The organism is Flavobacterium sp. AC267, assembly GCF_979258715.1.
The window spans coordinates 536423-560757 of the sequence record NZ_OZ409875.1 but is presented as its reverse complement, the minus strand read 5'-3'; the positions used below and the strand labels follow the sequence as shown (position 1 = coordinate 560757).

The 24335-nt window shown below is 33.9% G+C and carries 23 protein-coding genes and 1 pseudogene; 13 read left to right on the top strand and 11 right to left on the bottom strand.

Annotated elements, in window-relative coordinates; all coding sequences use genetic code 11:
• Window positions 1-8: 8 nt before the first annotated feature.
• The 6 genes from truB to ACZZ95_RS03020 form a co-directional block, all read right to left on the bottom strand.
• Window positions 9-701 carry a tRNA pseudouridine(55) synthase TruB gene (gene truB, locus ACZZ95_RS03045; RefSeq protein WP_463467965.1) on the bottom strand — a complete coding sequence of 231 codons (693 nt, stop codon included), beginning with the start codon at window positions 699-701 and terminating at the stop codon, window positions 9-11.
• Window positions 701-1498, bottom strand: coding sequence for an undecaprenyl-diphosphate phosphatase (locus ACZZ95_RS03040; RefSeq protein WP_463467964.1), 798 nt, complete (start codon window positions 1496-1498; stop codon window positions 701-703). Before ACZZ95_RS03040 ends, truB begins: the two co-directional genes overlap by 1 nt.
• Window positions 1499-1600: 102 nt before the next feature.
• Window positions 1601-1852: a DUF3098 domain-containing protein gene (locus tag ACZZ95_RS03035; RefSeq protein ID WP_463467963.1), complete on the bottom strand. Its 252-nt coding sequence runs from the start codon at window positions 1850-1852 to the stop codon at window positions 1601-1603.
• Between the two features lie 104 nt (window positions 1853-1956).
• A complete protein-coding gene (locus ACZZ95_RS03030; protein ID WP_095953992.1) occupies window positions 1957-2832 on the bottom strand; it encodes a cell division protein FtsX in 876 nt (291 codons plus the stop codon).
• A gap of 473 nt (window positions 2833-3305) precedes the next feature.
• The gene (locus tag ACZZ95_RS03025) at window positions 3306-3743 is read right to left on the bottom strand and encodes a molybdopterin-dependent oxidoreductase (protein WP_463467962.1); all 438 of its coding nucleotides are present in this window, start codon (window positions 3741-3743) and stop codon (window positions 3306-3308) included.
• Window positions 3724-3903, bottom strand: a complete 180-nt coding sequence (locus ACZZ95_RS03020) for a hypothetical protein (protein ID WP_463467961.1) — start codon at window positions 3901-3903, stop codon at window positions 3724-3726. The genes ACZZ95_RS03025 and ACZZ95_RS03020 overlap by 20 nt, the downstream gene beginning before the upstream one ends.
• Window positions 3904-4094: 191 nt before the next feature.
• Between ACZZ95_RS03020 and ACZZ95_RS03015 the strand changes: the two genes are divergently transcribed.
• From ACZZ95_RS03015 to ACZZ95_RS02995, 5 genes are all read left to right on the top strand, one after another.
• Window positions 4095-4763, top strand: a complete 669-nt coding sequence (locus tag ACZZ95_RS03015) for a class I tRNA ligase family protein (protein WP_463467960.1) — start codon at window positions 4095-4097, stop codon at window positions 4761-4763.
• Complete coding sequence (locus ACZZ95_RS03010; protein ID WP_463471615.1) at window positions 4741-7179, top strand: class I tRNA ligase family protein; 2439 nt, start codon at window positions 4741-4743, stop codon at window positions 7177-7179. Before ACZZ95_RS03015 ends, ACZZ95_RS03010 begins: the two co-directional genes overlap by 23 nt.
• A 1859-nt stretch (window positions 7180-9038) precedes the next feature.
• Window positions 9039-9839, top strand: coding sequence for an alpha/beta fold hydrolase (locus ACZZ95_RS03005; RefSeq protein ID WP_463467959.1), 801 nt, complete (start codon window positions 9039-9041; stop codon window positions 9837-9839).
• A gap of 1 nt (window position 9840) precedes the next feature.
• Complete coding sequence (locus tag ACZZ95_RS03000) at window positions 9841-10314, top strand: RNA polymerase sigma factor (protein WP_463467958.1); 474 nt, start codon at window positions 9841-9843, stop codon at window positions 10312-10314.
• A complete protein-coding gene (locus tag ACZZ95_RS02995; RefSeq protein ID WP_463467957.1) occupies window positions 10301-10894 on the top strand; it encodes a hypothetical protein in 594 nt (197 codons plus the stop codon). The genes ACZZ95_RS03000 and ACZZ95_RS02995 overlap by 14 nt, the downstream gene beginning before the upstream one ends.
• Before the next feature lie 71 nt (window positions 10895-10965).
• Here the strand turns inward: ACZZ95_RS02995 and ACZZ95_RS02990 are convergent, their stop codons facing one another.
• A complete protein-coding gene (locus ACZZ95_RS02990; protein WP_463467956.1) occupies window positions 10966-11328 on the bottom strand; it encodes an MmpS family transport accessory protein in 363 nt (120 codons plus the stop codon).
• A 208-nt stretch (window positions 11329-11536) separates the two neighbouring features.
• Between ACZZ95_RS02990 and ACZZ95_RS02985 the strand changes: the two genes are divergently transcribed.
• The 3 genes and pseudogenes from ACZZ95_RS02985 (at window position 11537) to ACZZ95_RS02975 (ending at window position 14966) form a co-directional block, all read left to right on the top strand.
• A complete protein-coding gene (locus tag ACZZ95_RS02985; RefSeq protein ID WP_463467955.1) occupies window positions 11537-13525 on the top strand; it encodes an ATP-binding protein in 1989 nt (662 codons plus the stop codon).
• A 14-nt stretch (window positions 13526-13539) separates the two neighbouring features.
• The gene (locus ACZZ95_RS02980) at window positions 13540-14169 is read left to right on the top strand and encodes a response regulator (RefSeq protein ID WP_253251129.1); all 630 of its coding nucleotides are present in this window, start codon (window positions 13540-13542) and stop codon (window positions 14167-14169) included.
• A 107-nt stretch (window positions 14170-14276) separates the two neighbouring features.
• Window positions 14277-14966: pseudogene (locus ACZZ95_RS02975) on the top strand (zinc metallopeptidase).
• A gap of 438 nt (window positions 14967-15404) precedes the next feature.
• Here the strand turns inward: ACZZ95_RS02975 and ACZZ95_RS02970 are convergent.
• The 3 genes from ACZZ95_RS02970 to ACZZ95_RS02960 all read right to left on the bottom strand — a co-directional run bounded on the left by ACZZ95_RS02970 (window position 15405) and on the right by ACZZ95_RS02960 (window position 18449).
• The gene (locus ACZZ95_RS02970; RefSeq protein WP_463467954.1) at window positions 15405-15875 is read right to left on the bottom strand and encodes an Lrp/AsnC family transcriptional regulator; all 471 of its coding nucleotides are present in this window, start codon (window positions 15873-15875) and stop codon (window positions 15405-15407) included.
• Window positions 15876-17016: 1141 nt separating this feature from the next.
• On the bottom strand, window positions 17017-17766 hold the full coding sequence (locus ACZZ95_RS02965) for a uroporphyrinogen-III synthase (RefSeq protein WP_095954946.1): 750 nt from the start codon (window positions 17764-17766) through the stop codon (window positions 17017-17019).
• Between the two features lie 14 nt (window positions 17767-17780).
• Window positions 17781-18449 carry a DUF4271 domain-containing protein gene (locus ACZZ95_RS02960; RefSeq protein WP_463467953.1) on the bottom strand — a complete coding sequence of 223 codons (669 nt, stop codon included), beginning with the start codon at window positions 18447-18449 and terminating at the stop codon, window positions 17781-17783.
• Window positions 18450-18555: 106 nt separating this feature from the next.
• Here ACZZ95_RS02960 and ACZZ95_RS02955 point away from each other — a divergent pair, with 106 nt between their 5' ends.
• From ACZZ95_RS02955 to ACZZ95_RS02945, 3 genes are read left to right on the top strand one after another with little or no spacing between them, the layout of a single operon-like run.
• The gene (locus tag ACZZ95_RS02955; RefSeq protein ID WP_095954944.1) at window positions 18556-19281 is read left to right on the top strand and encodes a polyprenol monophosphomannose synthase; all 726 of its coding nucleotides are present in this window, start codon (window positions 18556-18558) and stop codon (window positions 19279-19281) included.
• A gap of 10 nt (window positions 19282-19291) precedes the next feature.
• Window positions 19292-20632, top strand: a complete 1341-nt coding sequence (locus ACZZ95_RS02950; RefSeq protein ID WP_463467952.1) for a dihydroorotase — start codon at window positions 19292-19294, stop codon at window positions 20630-20632.
• 9 nt (window positions 20633-20641) lie between these two features.
• Window positions 20642-21037, top strand: coding sequence for a DUF4296 domain-containing protein (locus ACZZ95_RS02945; RefSeq protein ID WP_463467951.1), 396 nt, complete (start codon window positions 20642-20644; stop codon window positions 21035-21037).
• Window positions 21038-21126: 89 nt separating this feature from the next.
• On the opposite strand, the gene ACZZ95_RS02940 is transcribed toward ACZZ95_RS02945, so the two are convergent.
• Window positions 21127-22128, bottom strand: coding sequence for an NAD-dependent epimerase/dehydratase family protein (locus ACZZ95_RS02940; protein ID WP_463467950.1), 1002 nt, complete (start codon window positions 22126-22128; stop codon window positions 21127-21129).
• Between the two features lie 190 nt (window positions 22129-22318).
• Between ACZZ95_RS02940 and tyrS the strand changes: the two genes are divergently transcribed.
• Window positions 22319-23614 carry a tyrosine--tRNA ligase gene (gene tyrS / locus ACZZ95_RS02935; RefSeq protein WP_463467949.1) on the top strand — a complete coding sequence of 432 codons (1296 nt, stop codon included), beginning with the start codon at window positions 22319-22321 and terminating at the stop codon, window positions 23612-23614.
• A gap of 372 nt (window positions 23615-23986) precedes the next feature.
• Window positions 23987-24331 carry a hypothetical protein gene (locus ACZZ95_RS02930; RefSeq protein WP_463467948.1) on the top strand — a complete coding sequence of 115 codons (345 nt, stop codon included), beginning with the start codon at window positions 23987-23989 and terminating at the stop codon, window positions 24329-24331.
• Window positions 24332-24335 lie beyond the last annotated feature (4 nt).

Below are 24335 nucleotides of genomic sequence, written 5' to 3'. Positions count from 1 at the left end.
TGCTTTTTTTATAGCATCAAACTCTCTTCAAACAAAGTAATGTCGATTGCATTTTGTACATCATAATTGCCAATTTTGGTACGACGTAAAACGGTTAAGTGAGAACCAGAATTCATTGCTTTTCCAAAATCATACGCCAGAGAACGGATATACGTTCCTTTACTGCAAACGACTCTAAAATCAACTTCAGGTAAAGCTATTCTAGTAATTTCAAATTCGTGAATAGTAGTTTTTCTGCTTGCAATTTCAACAGTTTCTCCAGCACGCGCATGTTCGTATAAACGAACACCGTCTTTTTTAATTGCCGAAAAAATAGGTGGTTTTTGGTCAATTTCGCCAAAAAATTGTTTCACTGTTTCGTGAATCAAAGCTTCATCAATATGTTCAGTTGGAAAAGTCTGGTCGATCTCGGTTTCTAAATCGTACGATGGAGTAGTGGCTCCGATATAAAAAGTACCCGTATATTCTTTTGCCTGACCTTGAAGTTCAGAAATTCTTTTTGTAAATTTTCCAGTGCAGATTAATAAAAGTCCCGTTGCCAGTGGATCTAAAGTTCCTGCGTGACCAATTTTGAATTTTTTTGGAAGTCCGACTTTATTAATCAAAAGGTGTTTTAATTTATTGACAGCTTGAAACGAACTCCATTTTAATGGTTTGTCAATCAATAAAACTTGTCCGTCTAAATATTCTTCAGGTGTCATTATATAATGGTAAGCGGGTGAATGAAAAAGTGAATCAATAATAAAATGATTCCAGCGATGATTCGGTAATAACCAAAAACTTTGAATCCGTTTTTAGTTAAAAATCCAATGAAGGTTTTAATAGCCAAAAGTGCTACAATAAAAGCAACTACATTCCCGATAACCAATAAATTGATTTGATCGTGAGATAATTCAAATCCTGCTTTGTAATAATCGTAACATTTTTTTGCTGTTGCACCTAACATTGTAGGAACTGCAAGGAAAAACGAAAATTCTGCTTGCAGTTGTTCTTGATAATTTTTGCGACATACCTCCAACAATACTTGCATGCTTCGCGAAACTCCAGGAATCATTGCCAAACATTGAAACAATCCAATTTTAAAAGCCTGTAAATATGTAATTTCTTGTGAAGTTTCGGCGACATTTGGGTTGTTAAACCATTCGTCTACTTTCAATAAAATAATTCCTCCAATTAAAAGCGAAATTGCAACTGTAACCGGATTTTCTAGTAAACCGTCGATAAAATCACTTAAAAGCAATCCTAAAACAACTGCAGGAATAAAAGCAACTAAAAGTTTAAAGTAGAAATCAAATGTTTGAAAGAAACGTTTGAAATATAAAATTACAACCGAAAGTATCGCGCCTAGCTGAATAACAATGGTAAAAAGTTTAGTGAAATCATCATGAGCGATTCCAAAAAAAGAAGAGGCAATAATCATGTGTCCAGTTGAAGAAACAGGTAAAAATTCTGTGATTCCTTCAATAATGGCAAGAACGATAGCTTGTAATGTATTCATTGAGAATTTTAGATTTTAGATCTCAGATTTCAGATTTGTCACCCTGTGCGAAGTCGAGGCTTCGGGAGAAGGGCATTCCAATTTGAAATCCAGAAAATCTAATTATTTAGATTTTTTGAAAATAGAATAAATCGTGATTCCGAAACCAATTAAAACAGTTGTCGGAGCTAAACGGATACGTCTAAAGCTAAAAATATCTTCGTTAAAAACATTCGGATTTGTACTTCCTCCTCCAGACATTAAAATAAATCCTAATGCAATTACAGCAATACCAATTAATAAAATTTTATAATTGATACCATCAAAAAGGAATTCCTGTTTTGGCTGTTGTTCTGCGTTACTGTTGTTTTTCATATTTCTTTTGTTATCCTAAATAAAGTCAAAGGTTTTTTTAAATGTCAGCCTGAGCGAAGTCGAAGGCATTCTTAAATCTTAAATCTAAAATCAGCAATCTAAAATTAATAAAGATCGTCAGTTCTTAAATTCAAGAAACGTTGTGTTGCAAAGTGTGTACTTACCCAGGTAATTAAAACACCTAATCCGAAAACACCAGCTAAAACCAACGCGATTAATACTTTATCTTCTAAAATTCCTAATCCAGGGAAATTAGTTTCTACGTATAATAACAGCGCAATTAAAGCAATGATTGCCAAACCAGCTCCTAACATTCCTAATTTTACGCTTCGCATTACAAATGGTTTACGAATAAACGCTTTGGTTGCTCCAACCATCTGCATGGTTTTAATAATAAAACGATTTGAATGTATCGATAAACGAAGTGAACTATTAATTAATAAAACAGCAATTACGGTTAAGAAACCACTGATTATTAAAATCCACATACTTACTTTTCTGATGTTATCATTTACCAGATTTACTAATTGTTTGTCGTAAACAATATCTGAAATCATAGCGTTTTTGCGAAAGCGATTTTCGATTTTAACAATGCTGTCTCTTTCAACATAATCTGCTTTTAAGTGAATATCGTACGAATTCAGCAAAGGATTTTCTCCCAAAAAGGTCAAGAAATCTTCTCCGATAATATCGGTATGCTCCTTTGCGGCTTTTTCTTTTGACACATATACATGCGAAAGTGCAAAAGGCGCTCGCTTTAATTCACTGTCAAAAGCTTTAATAATACTATCATTAGCTTCGTTTTTAAAGAAAACCGTCATTGCGATTTTTTCTTTAAAGTCATCTGCTAGATTTTTAGAATTAATAATGAATAATCCCAGTACTCCCAAAAGGAATAAAACCAAGAATACACTTAATACAACCGAAAAATAAGAGGAAATTAACCTGCGCTTTTGAAATTTATCAAAGTTAGAACTCATAGTCTGCTTAAATTATGTGGTAAAAATAATAAAGAATTTCTTTATTTAAAGTTATTAACGAACTTTTATACTATAAATGTACAATTTGATATTGAATAAAAGTTTTTTATTTAATCTAAAATAGTTCACATGTTCACAAATGAACGCGAAGTTTTTTAAAGTATTGCGATTTTGTGTATTGTGTGTTAATATAGCCCGTGGTTTCAACCACGGGTACACATTTAGGATCATAATCAGGGTACACAATAAGGTCGCAATCTGGAGCCTCGTGGTCTTAATCGCGGGCGCAAATTATATAAATACCTCTCCCGTGGTTGAAACCACGGGCTATTTTTGATAAAGAAATAAAACTATTTTGAAATTTATCTGCGTTTTGTAAACCTGTAGCTTGAATTAAACTTATCGGTTAAAAAAATTTAAGCATATAAAGCCTTTGAACCTTTGTCTCTTTGTCCCTTTGAACCTTAAAAAGTTTACTGAACCTTATAAACTTCAATACTTTTTAACCAATAAACGTGTCTTGGCCCAGTTACAATGTCATTTTTACAAATTAAAATCATTTCACCGTTTTTGATTGGTTTGCCATTTTCTTCAAAAAGAATATAAGCATTTTCTCCTGTCGGATTATTGAAAAGTTCTGCCCAAGAAAAAGTTGCCTTATAACCGTCTGAAGCTCTTGCAACAATATAAAAATTTCTGTCTTTATGATCTTCCTGTTTGATTTTTGCTTTTTCTAAAATATCTTTCAAAAGGACGCCTTTACAATTTTTAATTTCTTTTTTGACTGCACCGTTTTTGCCCATTACTTTGAAATTATCAATTTCCGCAACTTTCATTTTCTTTAATGAATCAACAGTTAATTGTAACGGAAATTCAACAGCGCCTTTTACTTCAATCTGGTGATTGGCCAATTTTAAACTGTCTGCTTGCAGAAAGCGTTTTGTGTTCGTGTTTTTCAGTTTTTGAAATTTGTTCTGGAGAAGTAGTTTCTTCTTTTTCTTTTTTAGAAGAATTACACATAGAACATGAAAATGCAATAAGGAGAATTAAAATGTAATTTTTAGTTTTCATAAATTTTAATATAAGTAGTAGACTCAATATTACGTATTTTTACTTAATTTGAATAGGTATTTCGATATTTTATTTGTTTGTCAATGAAATAGCTTTGGAACAAGAAACAATAAATGTAAATTTGCGCCTTAATTCATTAAAGTGGTAAAACCTTTGGACCTTTGTCACTTTGCAACTTTGAACCTTAAAAAATGAAATACAATCCAAACGAAATTGACGCCAAATGGCAAAAATATTGGGCAGAAAATCAAACTTTTGCAGCAAAAAACAACTCTGATAAACCTAAACATTATGTTCTCGATATGTTTCCTTATCCGTCAGGGGCAGGATTACACGTGGGACATCCGCTGGGATATATAGCTTCAGATGTTTATTCTCGTTTCAAAAGACACCAAGGTTTCAATGTTTTGCATCCAATGGGTTACGACAGTTTCGGATTGCCGGCAGAACAATATGCGATTCAGACGGGACAGCGTCCAGAAGATACAACGCGCGTTAATATTGACGGAGGAGTTGATAAAGAAGGAAAGCAAATTGCAGGATACAGAAAACAATTAGATAAAATTGGGTTTTCATTTGATTGGAGCCGTGAAGTACGAACTTCAAATCCAGATTATTACAAACATACACAATGGATTTTTATTCAATTGTTTAATTCTTGGTATTGTAAAAAACAAGGAAAAGCATTTGATATTTCAGAACTTATAACTGTTTTTGAAGAAAGCGGTAATGCATTGGTTGAAGCAGTTTGCGACGATAACGTTGCGATTTTTAGTGCTGAAGAATGGAATTCTTATTCTGAAGATCAAAAAGAAAAAATCTTCGTCGCAATACAGAATGACGTATTTGGCAGAAACTGAAGTAAACTGGTGCCCTGGTTTAGGAACTGTTTTGGCAAATGACGAAATTGTAAACGGAGTTTCGGAGCGTGGAGGTTTTCCTGTTATAAGAAAAAAAATGACACAATGGAGTATGCGAATTTCTGCTTATGCCGAACGCTTGCTTCAAGGTCTAAATGATATTGATTGGAGTGAATCTATAAAAGAATCTCAAAGAAACTGGATCGGGAAATCGGTTGGGGCTTTGGTTAAGTTTCAAGTCAAAAGTCAAAAGTCGAATGTCGAAAGTGAAGTCGCACTTTCAGACTTTGGATATTCGACTTTAAACTTTATTGAAGTATTCACAACTCGTCCTGATACAATCTTTGGAGTAACTTTTATGACTTTGGCACCAGAACATGATTTGGTAGCTAAAATTACAACTCCAGAACAAAAAGTCGCAGTTGAAGCGTATATCGAAAAAACAGCAAAACGTTCTGAACGTGAGCGTATGGCCGATGTAAAAACTATTTCTGGTGTATTTACTGGAGCTTATGCAGAACATCCTTTTACAAAAGAAGCCATTCCAGTTTGGATTGGCGATTACGTTTTGGCAGGTTACGGAACTGGTGCTGTAATGGCGGTTCCTTGCGGCGACGAAAGAGATTACGCTTTTGCTAATTTCTTTAAAGGAAATCTGGGTATGCAGGACATTAAAAATATCTTCGCAAATGTTGATATTTCTGAAGCGGCTTACGGATCAAAAGACAACGTAGAAATCGCTAATTCTGATTTCTTAAACGGATTAAATTATAAAGACGCGACTAAAAAAGCAATTGCTAAATTAGAAGAAATCGGTCAGGGAACAGGAAAAACAAATTACCGTTTGCGTGATGCTGTTTTCTCTCGTCAGCGTTATTGGGGTGAACCTTTCCCAGTTTATTACGTAAACGGACTGCCGAAAATGATCAGTGCAGAACATTTGCCAATTATTTTGCCTGAAGTAGAGAAATATTTACCAACCGAAGACGGTCTGCCTCCGTTAGGAAACGCAACAATTTGGGCTTGGGATACTAAAAATAATGAAGTTGTAAATACTGATTTAGTTGATAATTTCGAAATTTTTCCTCTTGAATTGAACACTATGCCAGGATGGGCGGGAAGTTCATGGTACTGGATGCGTTACATGGATGCGCACAATGAAAAAGAATTTGCAAGCAAAGAAGCTTTGGCTTATTGGGAAAGTGTTGATTTGTATATTGGAGGAAGTGAACACGCAACCGGACACTTATTGTATTCTCGTTTCTGGAACAAATTCTTAAAAGACAAAGGTTTCGCTCCAACCGAAGAACCATTCAAAAAACTGATCAATCAGGGAATGATTTTGGGTACAAGTGCTTTTGTTTATGAAGTTTCTGCATATTATTCAGTTGAAGGGGATAGACAATATGTTAAGTTGAAAAACCCGATTATCGTAGATAAAAACACTTTTAAAAAATCTTCAGAAAGTATTAAAAAGGATGTTTTTAAGTCAGAAACATTTGCTTATACAGAAACAGACGGTAAAATTTTATCTCTAATACAAAAGTATAATAAGGATGATTTTAAAGATGCGCCAGAATTTTCTCTAAATCAAATACATGTGGATGTATCGATGGTTAATTCTTCAGATGAATTAGATACGGAAAAATTTAAAAATTGGAGAGAAGAATATAGAGAAGTTGTTTTGGTAAAAGATGAAGACGAAGGATTCATTGTGTCTCGCGAAGTTGAAAAAATGTCAAAATCGAAATACAATGTTGTAACGCCAGATGATATTTGCGATGAATATGGTGCTGATACATTGCGTTTATACGAAATGTTTTTAGGTCCGTTAGAGCAGGCAAAACCTTGGAATACTGCTGGTATATCAGGAGTTTTTGGTTTCTTGAAAAAACTTTGGAGATTGTATTTTGATGAAAATAGCGGTTTAATCGTAAACAACGACGAACCAACAAAAGACAACTTAAAATCTTTACATAAAACCATCAAAAAAGTGGCTGACGATATTGAGAATTTCTCTTTCAATACTTCGGTTTCTCAGTTTATGATTTGTGTGAACGAATTGTCATCTCAAAATTGTCATTCAAGAGCGATCTTAGAGCCATTGGCTATTTTGGTTTCGCCATATGCACCGCATATTGCAGAAGAATTATGGTCGCAGTTAGGACATAAAACTTCAATTTCTGAAGTGGCGTTTCCAGTTTTTGATGCCAATCATTTAATTGAAACGAATAAAGAATATCCAGTTTCTTTCAACGGAAAAATGCGTTTCACAATCGAATTGCCTTTGGATTTAACCAAAGAACAAATCGAAGAAATCGTAATGAAAGACGAAAGAACACAAAAACAATTAGACGGAAGAACTCCAAATAAAGTGATAATCGTTCCAGGAAAGATCATTAATCTTGTAGGTTAATTTAAAATTCCAATCCCGAAGCCTCGGGATAAATTATAAATTCCAAATTCCAATTTTACGATTGGGGTTTGGGATTTTTTTTGTGCAGTTGTCGTCCTGAGCGAAGTCTAAGACTTTTGCATTATTAAAGGTCTTCGATTTCGCTCAGACGGACAAAAATGAGTCTAAATCCACTACTTCGAAGTGAAACTGCGTATAGTTTGTCATCCTGAGGAACGAAGGATCACACGCGTTACTCCGCAAAGTAATTCCTCAATCTTTGTCGAGCTTCTAGTGCGATCCTTCCTTCGTCAGGATAACAAGATTGCGGTATTTCTTTGACTTTTTCCGCCCCGAATTCAAATTGGAATTTGGATTTTTTTAATTGGAATTTTCCTCACCATAATTGGAATTTGGATTTTATCCCGAGGCTTCGGGATTGGAATTTCCCTCCACAATTGGAATTTGGATTTTTTTTACTTCCAGTTTGTCATCCTGAGGAACGAAGGATCACACTCGGGGATCGACAAGGATTGGCTGTTTTACTTTACGGAATTCCTTTATTGAGTTTCTAGTGTGATCCTTCGTTCCTCAGGATGACAAAACTATGGCTGTAGATTTTCTTTGTCGAGCTTCTAGTGCGATCCTTCCTCCGTCAGGATTGACGAGATTGCGTTATTTCTTTGACTTTTTCCGCCACGAATTCAAATTGGAATTTTCCTCACCATAATTGGAATTTGGAATTTATCCTGAGGCTTCGGGGTTGGAATTTCCCTCTCCATAATTGGAATTTGGATTTTTTTTTCTTCCAGTTTGTCATCCTGAGGGACGAAGGATCACACGCGTTACTCCGCAAAGTAATTCCTCAATCTTTGTCGAGCTTCTAGTGTGATCCTTCCTTCGTCAGGATGACAAGATTGCGGTATTTCTTTGACTTTTTCCGCCACGAATTCAAATTGGAATTTGGATTTTTTTATTGGAATTTCCCTCTCCATAATTGGAATTTGGATTTTATTCCGAGGCTTCGGGATTGAAATTTCCTTCCCTACAATTGGAATTTGGATTTTTTTTTACATCCAGTTTGTCATCCTGAGGAACGAAGGATCACACTCGGGGATCGACAAAGATTGGCTGTTTTACTTTACGGAATTACTTTATTGAGTTTCTAGTGTGATCCTTCGTTCCTCAGGATGACAAAACTATGGCTATAGATTTTCTTTGTCGAGCTTCTAGTGCGATCCTTCCTCCGTCAGGATTGACAAGATTGCGTTATTTCTTTGACTTTTTCCGCCCCGAATTCAAATTGGAATTTCCCTCTCCATAATTGGAATTTGGAATTTATCCCGAGGCTTCGAGATTGGAATTTCCCTCACCATAATTGGAATTCGGAATTTTTTCACTTCCAGTCTGTCATCCTGAGGAACGAAGGATCACACTCGGTGATCGACAAAGATTGGCTGTTTTACTTTACGGAATTACTTTATTGAATTTCTAGTGTGATCCTTCGTTCCTCAGGATGACAAAACTATGGCTGTAGATTTTCTTTGTCGAGCTTCTAGTGCGATCCTTCCTCCGTCAGGATTGACGAGATTGCGTTATTTCTTTGACTTTTTCCGCCACGAATTCAAATTGGAATTTGGATTTTTTTATTGGAATTTTCCTCGCCATAATTGGAATTTGGAATTTATCCCGAGGCTTCGGGATTGGAATTTCCCTCCCCATAATTGGGATTTTGAATTTTTTTTATTGAAATTTTCATTTCCGTTGTAACATTTTAATAGTTCTAGTATCCAAAGGGCGGATCCGATTAAATTAACAACTTAAAACTATTAAAAAATGAAAAAGTATATTTTAATTATCGCCCTTTTATTTTCTGCATTATGTATCAATGTTTTTGCACAAACAAAATCATATCCTTTCAAGTAATTAAAACAGGAAAAGGAAAACAATCTATTATATTCATTCCTGGATTTGCTTCTTCTGGAGAAGTTTGGAACGACACCAAAGCGGCATTCGAAAAAGATTTTACTTGTTATACGCTTACAATGGCTGGATTTGCCGGAGTAAAACCACAGCCAAATCCTTCTTTTGAAAATTGGAAAGCGGGAATCGCCAATTATATCAAAGACAATAAAATCGAAAAACCAATTCTGGTTGGTCACAGTATGGGCGGCGGACTTGCATTGGCAATCGCTTCAGATTATCCAGAATTAATTGGTAAAATAGTCGTTGTAGACGCGCTTCCGTGTTTGGCGACTTTGAGTGATCCTTCTTTTAAATCAAAAGAAAATAATGACTGTTCTCCGATGGTAACTCAAATGGCGGCGATGAACGAAACGCAGTTTTATGATATGCAGAAACAAACCATGCCAAGACTTTTGCAAGATACTTCAAAACTAGAAATGGTTGTGGACTGGAGTGTAAAATCTGATCGTAAAACTTTCTCAGAAGTATATTGTGATTTCTTTAATGTTGATTTAAGAGAAAGAATTGCGACTATAAAATGTCTGTCATTAATTTTATTAGAATCTTATTTTATAAATTTAAAACCGGCAATTGAAGGGCAGTATGAAAAGCTGAAAACAGCTAAATTTCAATATGCGGGTAAAGGTTTGCATTTTATAATGTATGACGATAAAGAATGGTATTTGGCACAATTAAATAATTTTATAAAATCTTAAAATGGAATTCGAAGATATCTATAAAACATATTGGGAACGGATTTTCAGGCTTTGCATGGGTTTTGTAAACGATTATGATGCGGCGCAGGATTTAACTCAGGAAACGTTTATAATTGTCTGGCAGAAGCTGGAAACTTTTAGAAATGAATCTTCTATTGGAACCTGGATTTTCAGAATTGCTTCTAACAATTGCTTGAAACAGATTGAAAAACAAAAACGGTTTCCGAAATCAGATCTGCCCGTTCACCTCTCAGAAGAAAAGCAAATTTCATTAGAACCTCAAATTCAGTTTTTATATAAATGTATTGCCGCATTACCAGAAACGGAACGTATCATTATTTCGCTGGAATTAGAAGATGTAAGACAGTCAGAAATTGCCAAAATCGTGGGACTTTCTGAAGCAAATGTAAGAGTGAAAATTCACAGAATTAAAGAAAAATTGACTCAAAAATTTAAAGAAAATGGACGACAATAATATAGACTTCAAAGATTTATGGAAAAAACAAACCGTAAGTCAGCCTAATATCGAAGATTTGATGGCGAGATTAAAACAGTTTAAAAAATCGGCAGTTCGAGGCTTATGGGTTACTAATATTCTGCTTTCAATAACCTCTGTATTTATTATTTTTATTTGGTGTTATTTTCAGCCTCAGTTTATTTCGACAAAAATCGGAATCGTTTTGGCAATCTTGTCCATGGCGTTTTATTTGTTTTTTTATAACAAATTAGTGAATAAATATAAAAACATAGATACCGATCAAACCAATCACGAATATTTACAGCAATTGATTGAGATTAAAAAGAAACAGAATTTTATGCAGTCCACAGTATTAAGCTGGTATTTTGTACTGCTGATGGTAGGAATCTGTCTGTACATGTATGAATATGCTTCCAGAATGACTGTTTTATATGCTTTGATTGCCTACGGCGTTACGTCGCTTTGGATTGGTTTTAACTGGTTTTATCTTCGTCCGAAACAAGTTAAAAAACAGCAGGAAAAAATAAACAGTCTGATTGCAAAGTTTGAAGAAATCAACAATCAGTTAGAGTTATAAAAAAGAAGCTTCGCAAAATTGCGAAGCTTTACTTTTACCAAAAACAAAAATTTAAATTCTAATACTAAGATTTATTGTGGGAAAACATAAGGTGTAAGCGATAATACGATAATTCCTTCACTGTTTGCTGTTGCAGTTAATTCATTTTCTAATTTTCCGCCAATGTAAATTTTTCCAGTTAGTGTTTGTCCTGCAGAACCTCCGTATCCACTAGCGCTTAATGTTGCTCCTAAAGATTTCGCCTCTGCAGTAAACTCTTTAGTCCAAGGAAGGCTGGTAACGTCTTCGTTTAATGCATTTCCGCCTTTTTCAAAATAAGTAGCAGATGTTTTTCCAGTATAATTTCCAGTTATTTCATATTTCACGTCTCTTGAACCGCTTCCTGATCCATTATCGTCGTTGTCGCTGCTTGCAAGAAACTGCTGTAAAAGCAAGAGTCAATACAATTGCTAAAGTTTTTAAAATCGATTTCATAATAAAATTCTTTAATTAAAATTCATAGTTACACAAAATTAGACCCTTACTAAATAGATATCAATACCTGATAAAATGTATTTTTTTTACCTGATATCAGGTAAAAAAGGTTATTTTTTTTTCGAAAGTCATTAAGCTTTAATAACTTTGAGTAAATGCCCCCCATTTATGAAGAAAATCTACGCCTTTTTGTTTTGTTTATCTTTTTCAATTGTTTCCTATTCTCAGGTCATTCTTTCGTTAGATGATGATACCGTTTACATTGACAGTATTGTTAAGTTGACAAAGAATGTAAAGTCGGATAGTATTAAAAGTTTGAATAGTTTTCGATTGTCCAAATTGTTTTTAATGGTTCAGGATGCGAAAAGTTCTAAGGAATATCTGGAACAAGCAAACCGATTAAAAGTAAAATTTCCATTCTTAAAAGATGCATCTCTTTACTATAATGCTTATAGTTTTGTTGAAAAAGGTGATTTAGATGGTTTCGAAAAAGCCTTACTTGAAGCTAATGAAAAACTTAAAAAATACCGTTACAAAGAAGCGTACAAACTTCGGGCAGTTATACTTCAGAATTACGGTATTATGCGGCAACGGAGAAATAATGAAAATGGGTATATGCGATTGCTGGTAAATGAAGCAATCCCTATTGCGAAACGAAGTGGCGATTTTGAATTAATCAGTGGTTTGAATAAAGCGGTTGCTATTATTTTTATGAATAATGGCGAAAGGGAAAAAGCAACAGAATATCTGGATCAAGCCCAGAAATATATCGAAAATACCACTAAAAAATCGGCAACGCTGGGAGAGTCCAAAATGGAAACTTATATTATTAATGCCGAGAATTTAGTAGAACTCAAGCATTTTTATGATGCAAAAAGTATTTTGGATAAAGCTTTTTTAATTTTAAAAAAATATCCAGAATCCAATTTAAATGATTCTTATTTCTATTCAGAAGGACTTTATTTTGCCAGACAGAATAAGCACAGCGAAGCGCTTATTAGTTTTGAAAAAGGAATCATTTCGGTCGCAAAACACAGTAATTTCATCGCATTAAACCGATTGAAATTTGCGGAATATGAAGTGCTTTTTAAACTCAAAAATTACGATAAAGCAAAAGCCAATTTGGAATATTTAGTAAAAAACACTCCATTTATTATCGACAAGAAGAATTACTACAAAGAATTGTCTAAAGTTTATAATGCGACAAAAGAATATTCCAAAGCCTATTTTTATTCGCATAAATACAATGTTATAAATGATAGTTTAAACGATGCCAATTTAAAAAACGAAATTGTAGAACTAGAAGCAAAATACAAGAAGGCGGAAAGCGAGAAAAAGATTTCCTTGTCGCAGTCCGAGAATGAGAAAGCAGTTTTACAAGTCAATAATAACCGATTAAATTCAATGCTTTTTGCGGTGCTTTCATTTCTATTATTTTTAACCGTTTTGTTTTTATGGCTTTACAGTAATTATCAGAAGAAATTAAGTTTTCAGAAAGAGGTAAATCTGCGGCAAGAATTAAATGCACTAGAAAATCAGCAGAAGCTTTCTATTTCAAATGCATTGATTCAAGGAGAAGAAATCGAAAGAAAAAGAATCGCAAGAGATCTCCATGACGGATTAGGAAGTATGCTTTCTGGTCTAAAAATGCATTTGAACCTTGCGGATCGCGAAAATCAGGAAAATAGACCCAATATTAATGAGATGCTCAACGATTCGATCAAAGAACTTCGTAATATCTCTCAAAATTTAATGCCCGAAAGTTTAATGAAACTGGGACTTGAACATGCATTAAAAGATTTGTGTGTCTCGCATTCCAATTCAGAAACTACGGTGGAGTTTCAGTATTTAATTAAAAAAGCAAAACTGCCTCAACATCTTGAAATAATGATTTACAGAATTATTCAGGAACTTTTAAATAACTCTTTGAAATATGCAAAAGCATCGCAGATTTTGGTTTCCTGTTCGCAGAATAAAGATGTTTTTTTTATCACTGTAGAAGATAACGGTGTTGGATTTAATGTAAAACATGCCGAAAAACGAGAAGGCATGGGACTCAGAAATATAAAAAACCGTGTTGCATTTCTAAATGGTAAATTAGAAATAGATTCGGTTATAAATAAAGGAACTTCAACTTATATTGAGTTGAAGATATAACTACAGACTATAAAATGACATATAAAACAGTAATTGTAGACGATCATCCAATTGTGATTTCGGGAATAGCGGGATTATTATCGGAATTGGATACTATAAAAATCGTAGAAAAATTTGAATCGGGTATAAAGCTTTTAGAATATATAGAAGATAATAAAGTCGATCTAATTTTAATGGATATTTTCCTGCCGGTAATAAATGGAGTTGATTTATGTAAAACGATTAAGCAAAAGCATCCTAAAATTGTAATTATCGGTATGAGCAGTCAATCTGAAAGGAGTTTGGTGATGCAGTTTATTCAGAATGGCGGAAATGGTTATATTTTAAAAAATGCTTCTTTTGATGAATTTAAAAACTGCATTTACAAAGCTATTGAGGGCGAAATTGTTTTTAGCGAAGAAGTAAAAACGATAATCAGTCAGCCCTTGTCTGAAGATTTGGAACGTATTCCAGCTTTAAGCAGGAGGGAACGTGATATTGCTTTATTGCTTTCACAAGGAAAATCGACTCAGGAAATTGCAGACGATTTGTTTTTGAGTTTTTTAACGGTACAAACACACCGACGCAATATCCTTCAGAAATATAAAATGAAAAATGTAGCAGAATTAATTGCTTTCCTGCTCAAGAACAATATGTTGAATTGAGACAAAATGGACATAAAAATGCCAAAATGACATTTTGTTAAATTGGTTCGTATTTTGCTGTTTGTTTTGTAACTTTAAATATTAAATCAAAAAAACACAAAAGAAATATGGGATCTGGATATCTAATTATTGCTGGAGCTATAATGTTGTTCAGCTGGCTGGTAAGCTCTCAATTGAAGAGTAAATTCGAATTATATTCAAAATTACAATTAAGAAACGGTATGAGCGGCGCCGAAATTGCCGAAAAAATGCTTGCCGATAACGGAATTACAGATGTACGTGTTATTTCGACACCAGGCCAGTTAACAGATCATTATAATCCTTCAGATAAAACAGTAAATTTAAGTGAAGCAGTTTACAACCACCGTAATGCGATACGCAATTGCGGTTGCCGCACACGAATGTGGTCACGCCGTGCAAGCATGCAATTGGTTACGAATGGCTGACAATGCGTTCGAAATTAGTGCCTATTGTAAGTGTAGCTTCGAATTATGTACAATGGATTTTAATTGCTGGAATTCTTATGATTAAAGTTTTCCCTCAATTATTATTGGTTGGAATTATCATTTTTGCGGCTACAACATTGTTTTCGGTTATAACCCTTCCAGTAGAGTATGATGCAAGTAATCGTGCTTTGGCTTGGTTGGAAAATAAACATATGCTCACACAAGAAGAGCAAGCGGGTGCAAAAGATGCTTTAAAATGGGCGACAAGAACGTATGTGGTTGCTCGCAATTGGTTCTATAGCAACGTTGTTGTACTATATCTCAATTTATTCTGGAAGCAGGAGGAACTAAAGATTTAGAAATTCCAATTTTTTAAACTCCAAATTCCAAAGCTGGAAAATTAAACAAACCCGACAGGTTAAAAAACTTGTCGGGTTTTTTATTGCTATTCATTTAATCTTAATAAAAGAAAAAGTAAGATCCAAAGTCCTGCAAGAGTATAAATGGAATTAAGGTATTGTTTGTCTTCAGATTTATATAATTTGTAAAAAAGAGCTAAAGTGTAAATTACGCTTATTGGGATGGCAAGAAAAAAAAGAAATGCTCCAGTTCCAGGTGCGCAAGGGCCTCCAGGGTCAATTTTGGCGTATATAAAAGTTACAATGAAATAGGTTATAAAAAAAGAATAACGTTTTGTATTCAGATCGAATGTTGAGCATGATTTATAGGTTCATTTTTAATTGGAATTTGGAATTTCTCCCGACGCTTCGGGATTGGGTTTTTCTTTTTCTAAAGCTGAATTTGTCTATCAATTTGCTGATCCAGCGAAATAAAAGTTTCCGTTCTTGAAACCCCTTCTATAGCTTGAATTTTTGTATTTAAAAGTCGCATCAAATGTTCGTTATCGCGACAGATGATTTTAATTAAAACGGACCAATTTCCTGTGGTATAATGACATTCTAAAACTTCGGGAATTTTTTTTAAATCTTTAACGGCTTCAGAATTTCGGGAAGCTTTGTCTAGGTACACACCGACAAATGCCATGGTGTTGTAACCCAAAACTTTTGGATTAACGGTAAATTTAGATCCTGAAATAACGCCGGATTGTTCTAGTTTTTTTAATCGCTGATGAATTGCGGCGCCAGAAATTCCGATTTTATTGGCAATCTGCAAAATTGGCTTTCGGGCATCTTCCATTAAGTAACGAAGGATTTCCTTGTCGATACCGTCAATTTCAATTAAGAGGGAGTTGATTTTCATAACTTATAATTTGAAACTATTTATTGTGATTTGGGTTTAGGATAGAAATCAAATGTAGTTAAAATGCTGTGAAAAAGAAAATTCCAAATTTTGAAAATTTAAATTCCAATCCCAAGGCTCGGGAGAAATTCCAAATTCCAATTTTATCCTGAAGTTTTGTATCAAATTCAAAATATAGCCCACGGCTTCAACCGTGGGAGGCTAGGGAAAAATAAAATTCCAATCCCGAAGCGTCGGGAGAAATTCCAAATTCCAATATTTATTCGGAAGCTTCGAATCCAGTTCTAAGAATATAGCCCGTGGTTTCAACCATGGGAGGCTAGTGAAAAATAAAATTCCAATCCAGAAGCGTCGGGGGAAATTCCAAATTCCAATTTTATCCTGAAACTTTGTATCAAATTCAAAATATAGCCCACGGTTTCAACCGTGGGAGGCTAGGGAAAAATAAAATTCCAATCCCAAAGCCTCGGGAGAAATTCCAAATTCCAATTTTTTCCTGAAGCTTTGTGTCAAATTCAAAATATAGCCCACGGTTTCAACCACGGGTACACAATTCAATTTCACAATTGGGATATTGTTAATCAGATACAATTCATTCCATAGGAATGTCTCGTCGGTAGAACTAAATTAGAATTATAAATTTACGTTCCGTAGGAACGTTTGATTAAAGAATGTGTATATTTTTGTACAAACAAGTGTCCCTACAGGACACGTACGAACATTTCCATTTTATTCTACCAATGAGATATTCCTATGGAATATAAATTGGATGTAGAATTTGGGTTGGGTTTTGGAAATCTAAAATTCCAAAAATATAGCCCGCGGTTTCAACCGTGGGAGGCTAGTGAAAATAAAATTCCAATCCCGAAGCCTCGGGAGAAATTCCAAATTCCAATTTTTTCCTGTGTCAAATTTAAAACATAGCCCGTGGTTTCAACCGTGGAAGGCTAATGAAAAAGAAAATTCCAATCCCGAAGCCTCGGGAGAAATTCCAAATTTCAATATTTATTCGGAAGCTTCGAATCCAGTTCTAAGAATATAGCCCGTGGTTTCAACCACGGGTATTAAAAAGAAAAAAATCCAAATCCCAAGTGATTAAGTTGGAATTTGGATTTTAAAAGATTGTATATTTTTGAAGGTTTTATTTTCCTTTGTTTGCTTCGGCAACGTATTTTTCTAAAGCCATTGTCATAGACGGAGTTTCAGGAGTTGGAGCAAGAATATCGATTCTTAAACCATGATCTAAAGCCTCTTTCTGAGTTGTGCTTCCAAATACCGCGATTCTGGTATCATTTTGTTTGAAATCTGGGAAATTCTTAAACAAAGATTTAATTCCGGTTGGGCTGAAAAAAGCTAGAACGTCATAATAAACATCAGCTAAATCAGATAAATCACTCATTACAGTTCTGTAAAAAATAGCTTGTGCCCAATCTACTTTAAGATTGTTTAGTGTTACAGGCGCATCTGCATTTAATTGATCAGATGCAGGAAGTAAGAATTTCTCGTCTTTGTACTTCTTAATAAGCGGAGATAAATCTGCAAAATCTTTTGCTCCAACGTAAATTTTACGTTTTCTGTACACAACATACTTTTGAAGGTAAAACGCAACAGCTTCAGATTGACAAAAATACTTCAATCCTTCAGGAACTTTGTAACGCATTTCATCAGCAACTCTAAAAAAATGATCTACAGCATTTCGACTTGTTAAAATGATCGCAGTGTAATGATTAAGATCGATTTTTTGCAATCGAATCTCTTTTGCGCTAACCCCTTCCACATGAATAAATGGTCTGAAATCAATTTTTATTTTGTGTTTTTGTTGGAGCTCAAAGTAAGGAGAATTCTCCACTTTAGGTTCAGGCTGTGACACCAAAATTGTTTTCACTTTCATATTATAAACATTTTCTAAGCACTCCCTTTTGTTATCCAATAATATAGAAAATAATAAGGGGCTATTTCAAGAGCGCAAAGATACAAAATAAAATAAAATAACTTACCGATAATTACGTTTTGATATGTTTTAATTGAAATAAAGTAAGAGTATACACTAATACACAGCGATATACCAATGATTACAAGCGGTATGATTTGTGGAATATTATTGTAATAGAACAAAATTGCATTGATTGGAAGGATCAAAACGCCTATATAGGTCCTATAAGTTACTTTTTGTAAGTTAAATAGTTCTACAAAATCGTCAATATTGAAAGAAGTCGCTACAATTTTCTCAATTAAATACTTTCCTAAAATGAAATAAAGAAGAAAAGTTGCAATCTGGATAAACAAAATCCAGTCGGTTTTAGACGCCTCTCCAAAAATGTTCATGGTAAGCAGAATAAAAAATGCATACGAAACAATTTGTACAAAAAATAAACCAACTGTAAAGTCGCTTTTTAGATGGTTGTTGTCGCGATAAATTTTAGCGTATTTGTCAGAAAAAATAAGTTTACTAAATTCACTGAATCTAGTTTCGTAAGCAGATTTTGTCATGGCAACAACAGCAAAGGTCAGCACAAACAAAAGTGTTGCCCAGTCTTTGTTTTCAAGAATTCGAGGATGAAGTTGTTCAATCATAGCGTTACAAAATTAGTAATTTTTTGATGCAATACTTTTATTATATATTTATTATGAATCAAATGCTATAAAAAGTTTACTTTTGCGGGGAAATTACCGAGAAAAAATGAATGATAGTATTGTCATAATTCCCACATATAACGAAATTGAGAATATAGAAAGTATAATAAGAGCAGTACTTTCACAGCATAAATCTTTTCATCTGCTGATTATTGATGACAATTCTCCTGACCATACTGCAAATAAAGTAATTGCATTACAGGAAGAATTTCCTGAGAGACTTTTTTTAGAACAAAGAACTAAAAAATCAGGTTTAGGAACAGCATATGTTCATGGCTTTAAATGGGCTTTGGAACGTGATTATCAATTTATTTTTGAAATGGATGCTGACTTTTCACACAATCCAAATGATCTTGAAAAATTGTATGATGCCTGCCATTTTGGTGGTGCAGATCTTGCAATTGGTTCTCGTTATGTAACTGGGGTAAATGTTGTCAACTGGCCTTTGAGCCGCGTTTTGATGTCGTATTTTGCTTCTGTTTATGTAAAATTTATTACCGGAATGAAGATTCATGATGCAACTGCAGGATTTGTTTGTTACAAAAGAGAAGTTCTGGAGAAAATCAATTTAAATAAAATCAAATTTGTGGGGTATGCATTTCAAATCGAAATGAAATACAGAACATACTGTGCAAAATTTCAAATTACAGAAGTTCCTATTATCTTTACAGATAGAACAAAAGGAGTTTCTAAAATGAGTAATGCTATTATTAAGGAAGCTATACTTGGAGTAATTTCGCTAAGATTAAGAAAATTAGTCAATTCATTATAAACCAGCCATCATGAACAGGATTTTAATAAAAAATGCCAAAATTGTAAACGAAGGGACAATTTTTGAAGGGGATGTTTTAATAGAAAATGATTTGATTGTTGAAATTGCAGACAGCATTTCATTAAAAACATCAGATTGTATTGTAATAGATGCTGAAGGCAGTTATTTAATGCCGGGAGCAATAGACGATCAGGTTCACTTTAGAGAGCCGGGATTAACGCATAAAGGAGATATTGAGTCTGAATCTCGCGCGACTGTTGCGGGAGGAATCACTTCTTTTATTGAGCGACCAAACACGGTTCCGAATGCAGTTACCCAAGAAATTTTAGAAGATAAATACCAAATTGCCGCTCAGAAATCATTTGCGAATTATTCGTTTATGATGGGTGCAACAAACGATAATTTGGAAGAAGTTTTAAAAACGAATCCAAAGAATGTTGCGGGAATTAAAATTTTCCTAGGTTCATCAACAGGAAATATGCTGGTGGATAATGAGGCTGTTTTAGAGAGAATTTTTTCAAGTACACCAATGTTAATTGCGGTGCACTGTGAAGACGAAACTACCATTAAAAATAATCTTGTCGCTTTTAAAGAGCAATACGGAGAAGATGTTCCAGTAACGGCTCACAATTTAATTAGAAGTGCCGAAGCGTGTTATATTTCCTCTTCAAAAGCGGTAGCTTTGGCGAAACGCACTGGAGCAAGACTTCATATTTTCCATCTTTCAACTGCGAAAGAAATGGAATTGTTTACGAATAAAATTCCGTTAGAAGATAAGAAAATTACCGCTGAGGTTTGTGTGCATCATTTGTGGTTTACAGATGAAGATTATAAAACAAAAGGTAATTTTATAAAATGGAATCCAGCAGTAAAAACTGCAGAAGATCGTGCTGAACTTTGGAAAGCTTTGAATGACGGACGAATTGATGTAATTGCTACAGATCACGCGCCTCATACCAAAGAAGAAAAAATGCAGTCGTATTTAAATGCGCCTTCTGGAGGGCCGCTTGTACAGCATGCTGTTGTGGCAATGTTTGAAGCACATCACCAAGGAAAAATAAGCGTAGAAAAGATAGTGGAAAAAATGTGCCACAATCCGGCTAAGATTTTCAAAATTGAAAAAAGAGGATTTATTAAAGAAGGATATCACGCCGATTTGGTTATTGTAAATCCAAGTTTGCCTTGGAGTGTAAAACAAGAAAACATTTTATACAAATGCGGCTGGTCGCCTTTTGAAAACTTTACTTTCAAATCTAGAATTACGCATACTTTTGTGAACGGGGAATTAGTATATAATAATTTCAAAGTAAAAGATACAAGAGCAGGTAAAAGATTATTGTTTGACAGATAAAAAACGACTATGAAGAATTTTATAGTAATACTACTGGTTTTGTTTCTTTCTATAAGCTGTAAAAAAGAGATCGTAAAACAACCTGCAAAGCTTATCGACAAAGAGAAGATGGTCGATATTATGTACGATTTGTCTCTTTTGGAAGCAATGAGATATCAAAAACCATTGTCTTTAGATTCTGTAGATAGTGATCCGACAAAGTTTATTTTGAAAAAATACAAAGTAGATAGTCTGCAGTTTGCACAGAACAATATGTATTATGCTTCCGATTATGAAAGTTATAAAGATATGTTTGATGCCGTAAACAAGAGATTGGCCGTGAATCAAAGAAGCGAGCAGATTCTCTGGCGAAAATCGATGAGAAAAAAGCGACAAAAGAAAAGAAAAATAAGCCTAAAGAATTGAAAGAAGTTCCGAAAGATTCAGTTAAAAAAATAATTCCAAAAATTAATATTGATTCTATAAAAAAGGCGCAAAGAATAAATAGAAGAAAGTTATAGTTTGGAACTTTCTTTAATATATTGATGAATATTTGTAAAAACCGTTCCTAGAGCGGTTTTTATTTTTTCATTACTGTAGAGATTTTTAGAGTACGAAGCTTTTGCAGTTGCTTTGGTAATGCTTCTTTGTCTGAAAAATAAAGTTGAAAATATTCCGTCAGTAATCCATAATAGGTTCATGAAAAAAGGTTTCGCATGAATATGGGCTCTTTTTAGTTTTAGAGTGTCTGCCACGGTATTCAAAATATCTCTGAAAACAATATTATCTGAGATTAATGTAAAACGCTCATTTTTGATGTCGCTTTTCATTAATTCAAGAGTAGTTTTTACAACATCCGCAACAGAAATAAAACCAGTGCTTCCGAGTGTGTAGAACGGGAGCCCTTTAGAAACTTTTTTATAGATTTCGACACTTCCTTCTTCAAAAATAGTCATCATTTGTATCGGCGGTAAAATAACTCCGGGGTTTACAATGATAACATTTAAACCTTCCTGAAGTCCGCGCCAAACTTCCATTTCTGCACCATATTTAGAAATGGCGTAATCGCTGTGCGGTTTTTCTGGATTCCAGTCTGTTTCTTCTGTGATATAAGTTTCGTGTGGTGCAATATCTCCTAAAGTCGCAATTGAACTGATGAAGCAAAACTTTTCTACTTCTTTGGCAATCGAAAAATTGACCATGTTTGCAGTTCCTTCAATATTTGTTTTTCTAAGCTTTTCTTCCTCTTTCGGATCAAATGAAATTAAAGCGGCACAGTGATAAACATGTGTAATATCAATAAAGGCATTTTCTAGAGAGGGAACGTCTAAAATATCGGCTTCAAGCCAATAGATTTTTTCGAATAAATGACTCTTTTTGTAAAAATCAAAAACCGATTTTGTTTTGTCGATTTTGTTTTGACTTCTATAAACAGCCCGAACATTTTCTCCATTTTCAATTAAATGAAGTAATAAATGTGCGCCGACTAAACCAGTTCCTCCAGTTACTAATACCATTTTGTAAAGATAAGTTTTTTGGTTTTTGTCGCAAAGGCACAAAGGTGCAAAGTTTTTTTGTTTTGCTGTAAAGATACATAGGCACGAAGTTATTGTTTTAATAATATTTGCGCCTTAGCGCCTTAGTGGCATAACTTTTTGTGATTGCGCCTGCCATTGTTTATATTTGCGCAAATTATTTTATAAAAAAATGAAGAATCTAGTTGAAGAATTAAAATGGCGCGGGTTATATCATGATAGTATGCCTGGAACGGAAGAACAATTACTAAAAGAGGTTACTACTGCGTATATTGGTTTTGATCCAACGGCAGATTCACTGCATATCGGAAGTATGGTTCAGATTATTTTATTGGTTCACCTAAAGAATTTCGGACATAAGCCGGTTGCTTTGGTTGGTGGAGCTACAGGAATGATTGGTGACCCATCTGGTAAATCTGATGAAAGAAATTTGCTTGATGAAGAGGCTTTGGCTAAAAACGTAGCAGGAATTAAAAGTGTTTTGTCTCGTTTCTTAGATTTTAATTCAACCGAAGCAAATGCACCAGTAATGGTAAATAACTACGATTGGATGAAAGAATTCTCTTTTATCGATTTTGCACGTGAAGTTGGAAAAAGAATCACTGTGAATTATATGATGGCTAAAGATTCTGTAAAAAAGAGATTTAGCGGCGAAGGAGAGGGAATGTCTTTTACAGAGTTTACATACCAATTAATTCAAGGTTACGATTTTTATCATTTATATAAAAACAACAACTGTATTCTGCAAATGGGAGGTTCTGACCAATGGGGTAATATTACCACTGGAACAGAATTAGTACGCAGAATGGGTGGCGAAAATGCAAAAGCTTATGCTTTGACAACGCCATTGATTACAAAAGCAGACGGTTCTAAATTCGGAAAATCGGAAGGTGGAAATGTTTGGTTAGATGCAGATAAAACTTCTGTATATAAATTTTACCAATTTTGGGTAAACACAACAGATGTTGATGCAGAGAAATATATCAAAATCTTTACTTTCTTAGATAAAGAAACAATTGATGCACTAATTGAAGAGCACAAAACGGCTCCGCATTTAAGAGTTTTACAAAAGAAATTAGCAGAAGAAATTACTGTTTTTGTTCATAATCGTGAAGAATTAGAAAAAGCAATCCAAGCTTCAAATATTTTATTTGGAAACTCAACTGCAGAGGATTTAAAGCAATTAGACGAAGCAACTTTTTTAGAAGTTTTTGATGGTGTCCCTCAAGCTGAAATTGCAAAAGCCGATTTAGAAAATGGTTTAGAGATCATCACTGTTTTAAATGAAAAGACAGGTTTCTTTAAATCAAACGGAGAAGCGAGACGTGCTTTGACTGCAAATTCTATTTCTGTGAACAGAGAGAAAATTAAAGAAGATTTTGTTTTGACAGCAAATGATTTAATCAACAATCATTTTGTGTTATTGCAAAGTGGTAAGAAGAATTACTTTGTGATTAGAGTTGTTTAACTGTTTATTTGTTTAATCGTTTATTTGGTTAAACGTGTAATTGTTTAATCGGAGTTTTTGCGATTAAAATTAGAAACATTTTATAATATCAAAAATCCCAATGACTCAAAAGTTGTTGGGATTTTTTTATTTAAAAAGAGCCATTCATTCGGTAGGAATGTTTCGTTGGCAGAACTAAAATTTGGATTGTGTTTAGACGTTCCGTAGGAACTTTTGGTTTACAGGAGAGATTATGTTGTGTAAACAGTTGATAGTTGTTCCTACAAGACACAATGTAAAATAATATTTTTTTAACCGATGATATATTCCATTTGTTCTATGAAAATGTAAATGTTTTTTTAGTAAGTTTATTTCCTTAAAATAGAATAAGATATGATTGGAATTTTACTCATTTATTGGATATGGAAAGCATATGCCAACTTGGCTATTGAATATGATAAAAATAAATGGACTTACTTTTTTATTGGAGTAATTGCTTACTATGGAAGTACAGCTATTGCTGGATTTGTGGTTGGTCTTTTTTCTGTTTTTATTAATGGTATAGATTCTACTGAAGGAGAGAGTTATATCAATCCAGGTTGGAATATATTTTTTGTTCTGTGTGGAGCATTAGGATGCTACGGTGTTTTCAAGCTTTTAGAAAATAAAGTTCAAAAGGAAAGAGCCATGACGAAAAAAGAGGGAATAGAAAGTATTGGTGTAAGTGATGAGAATTAGTTTC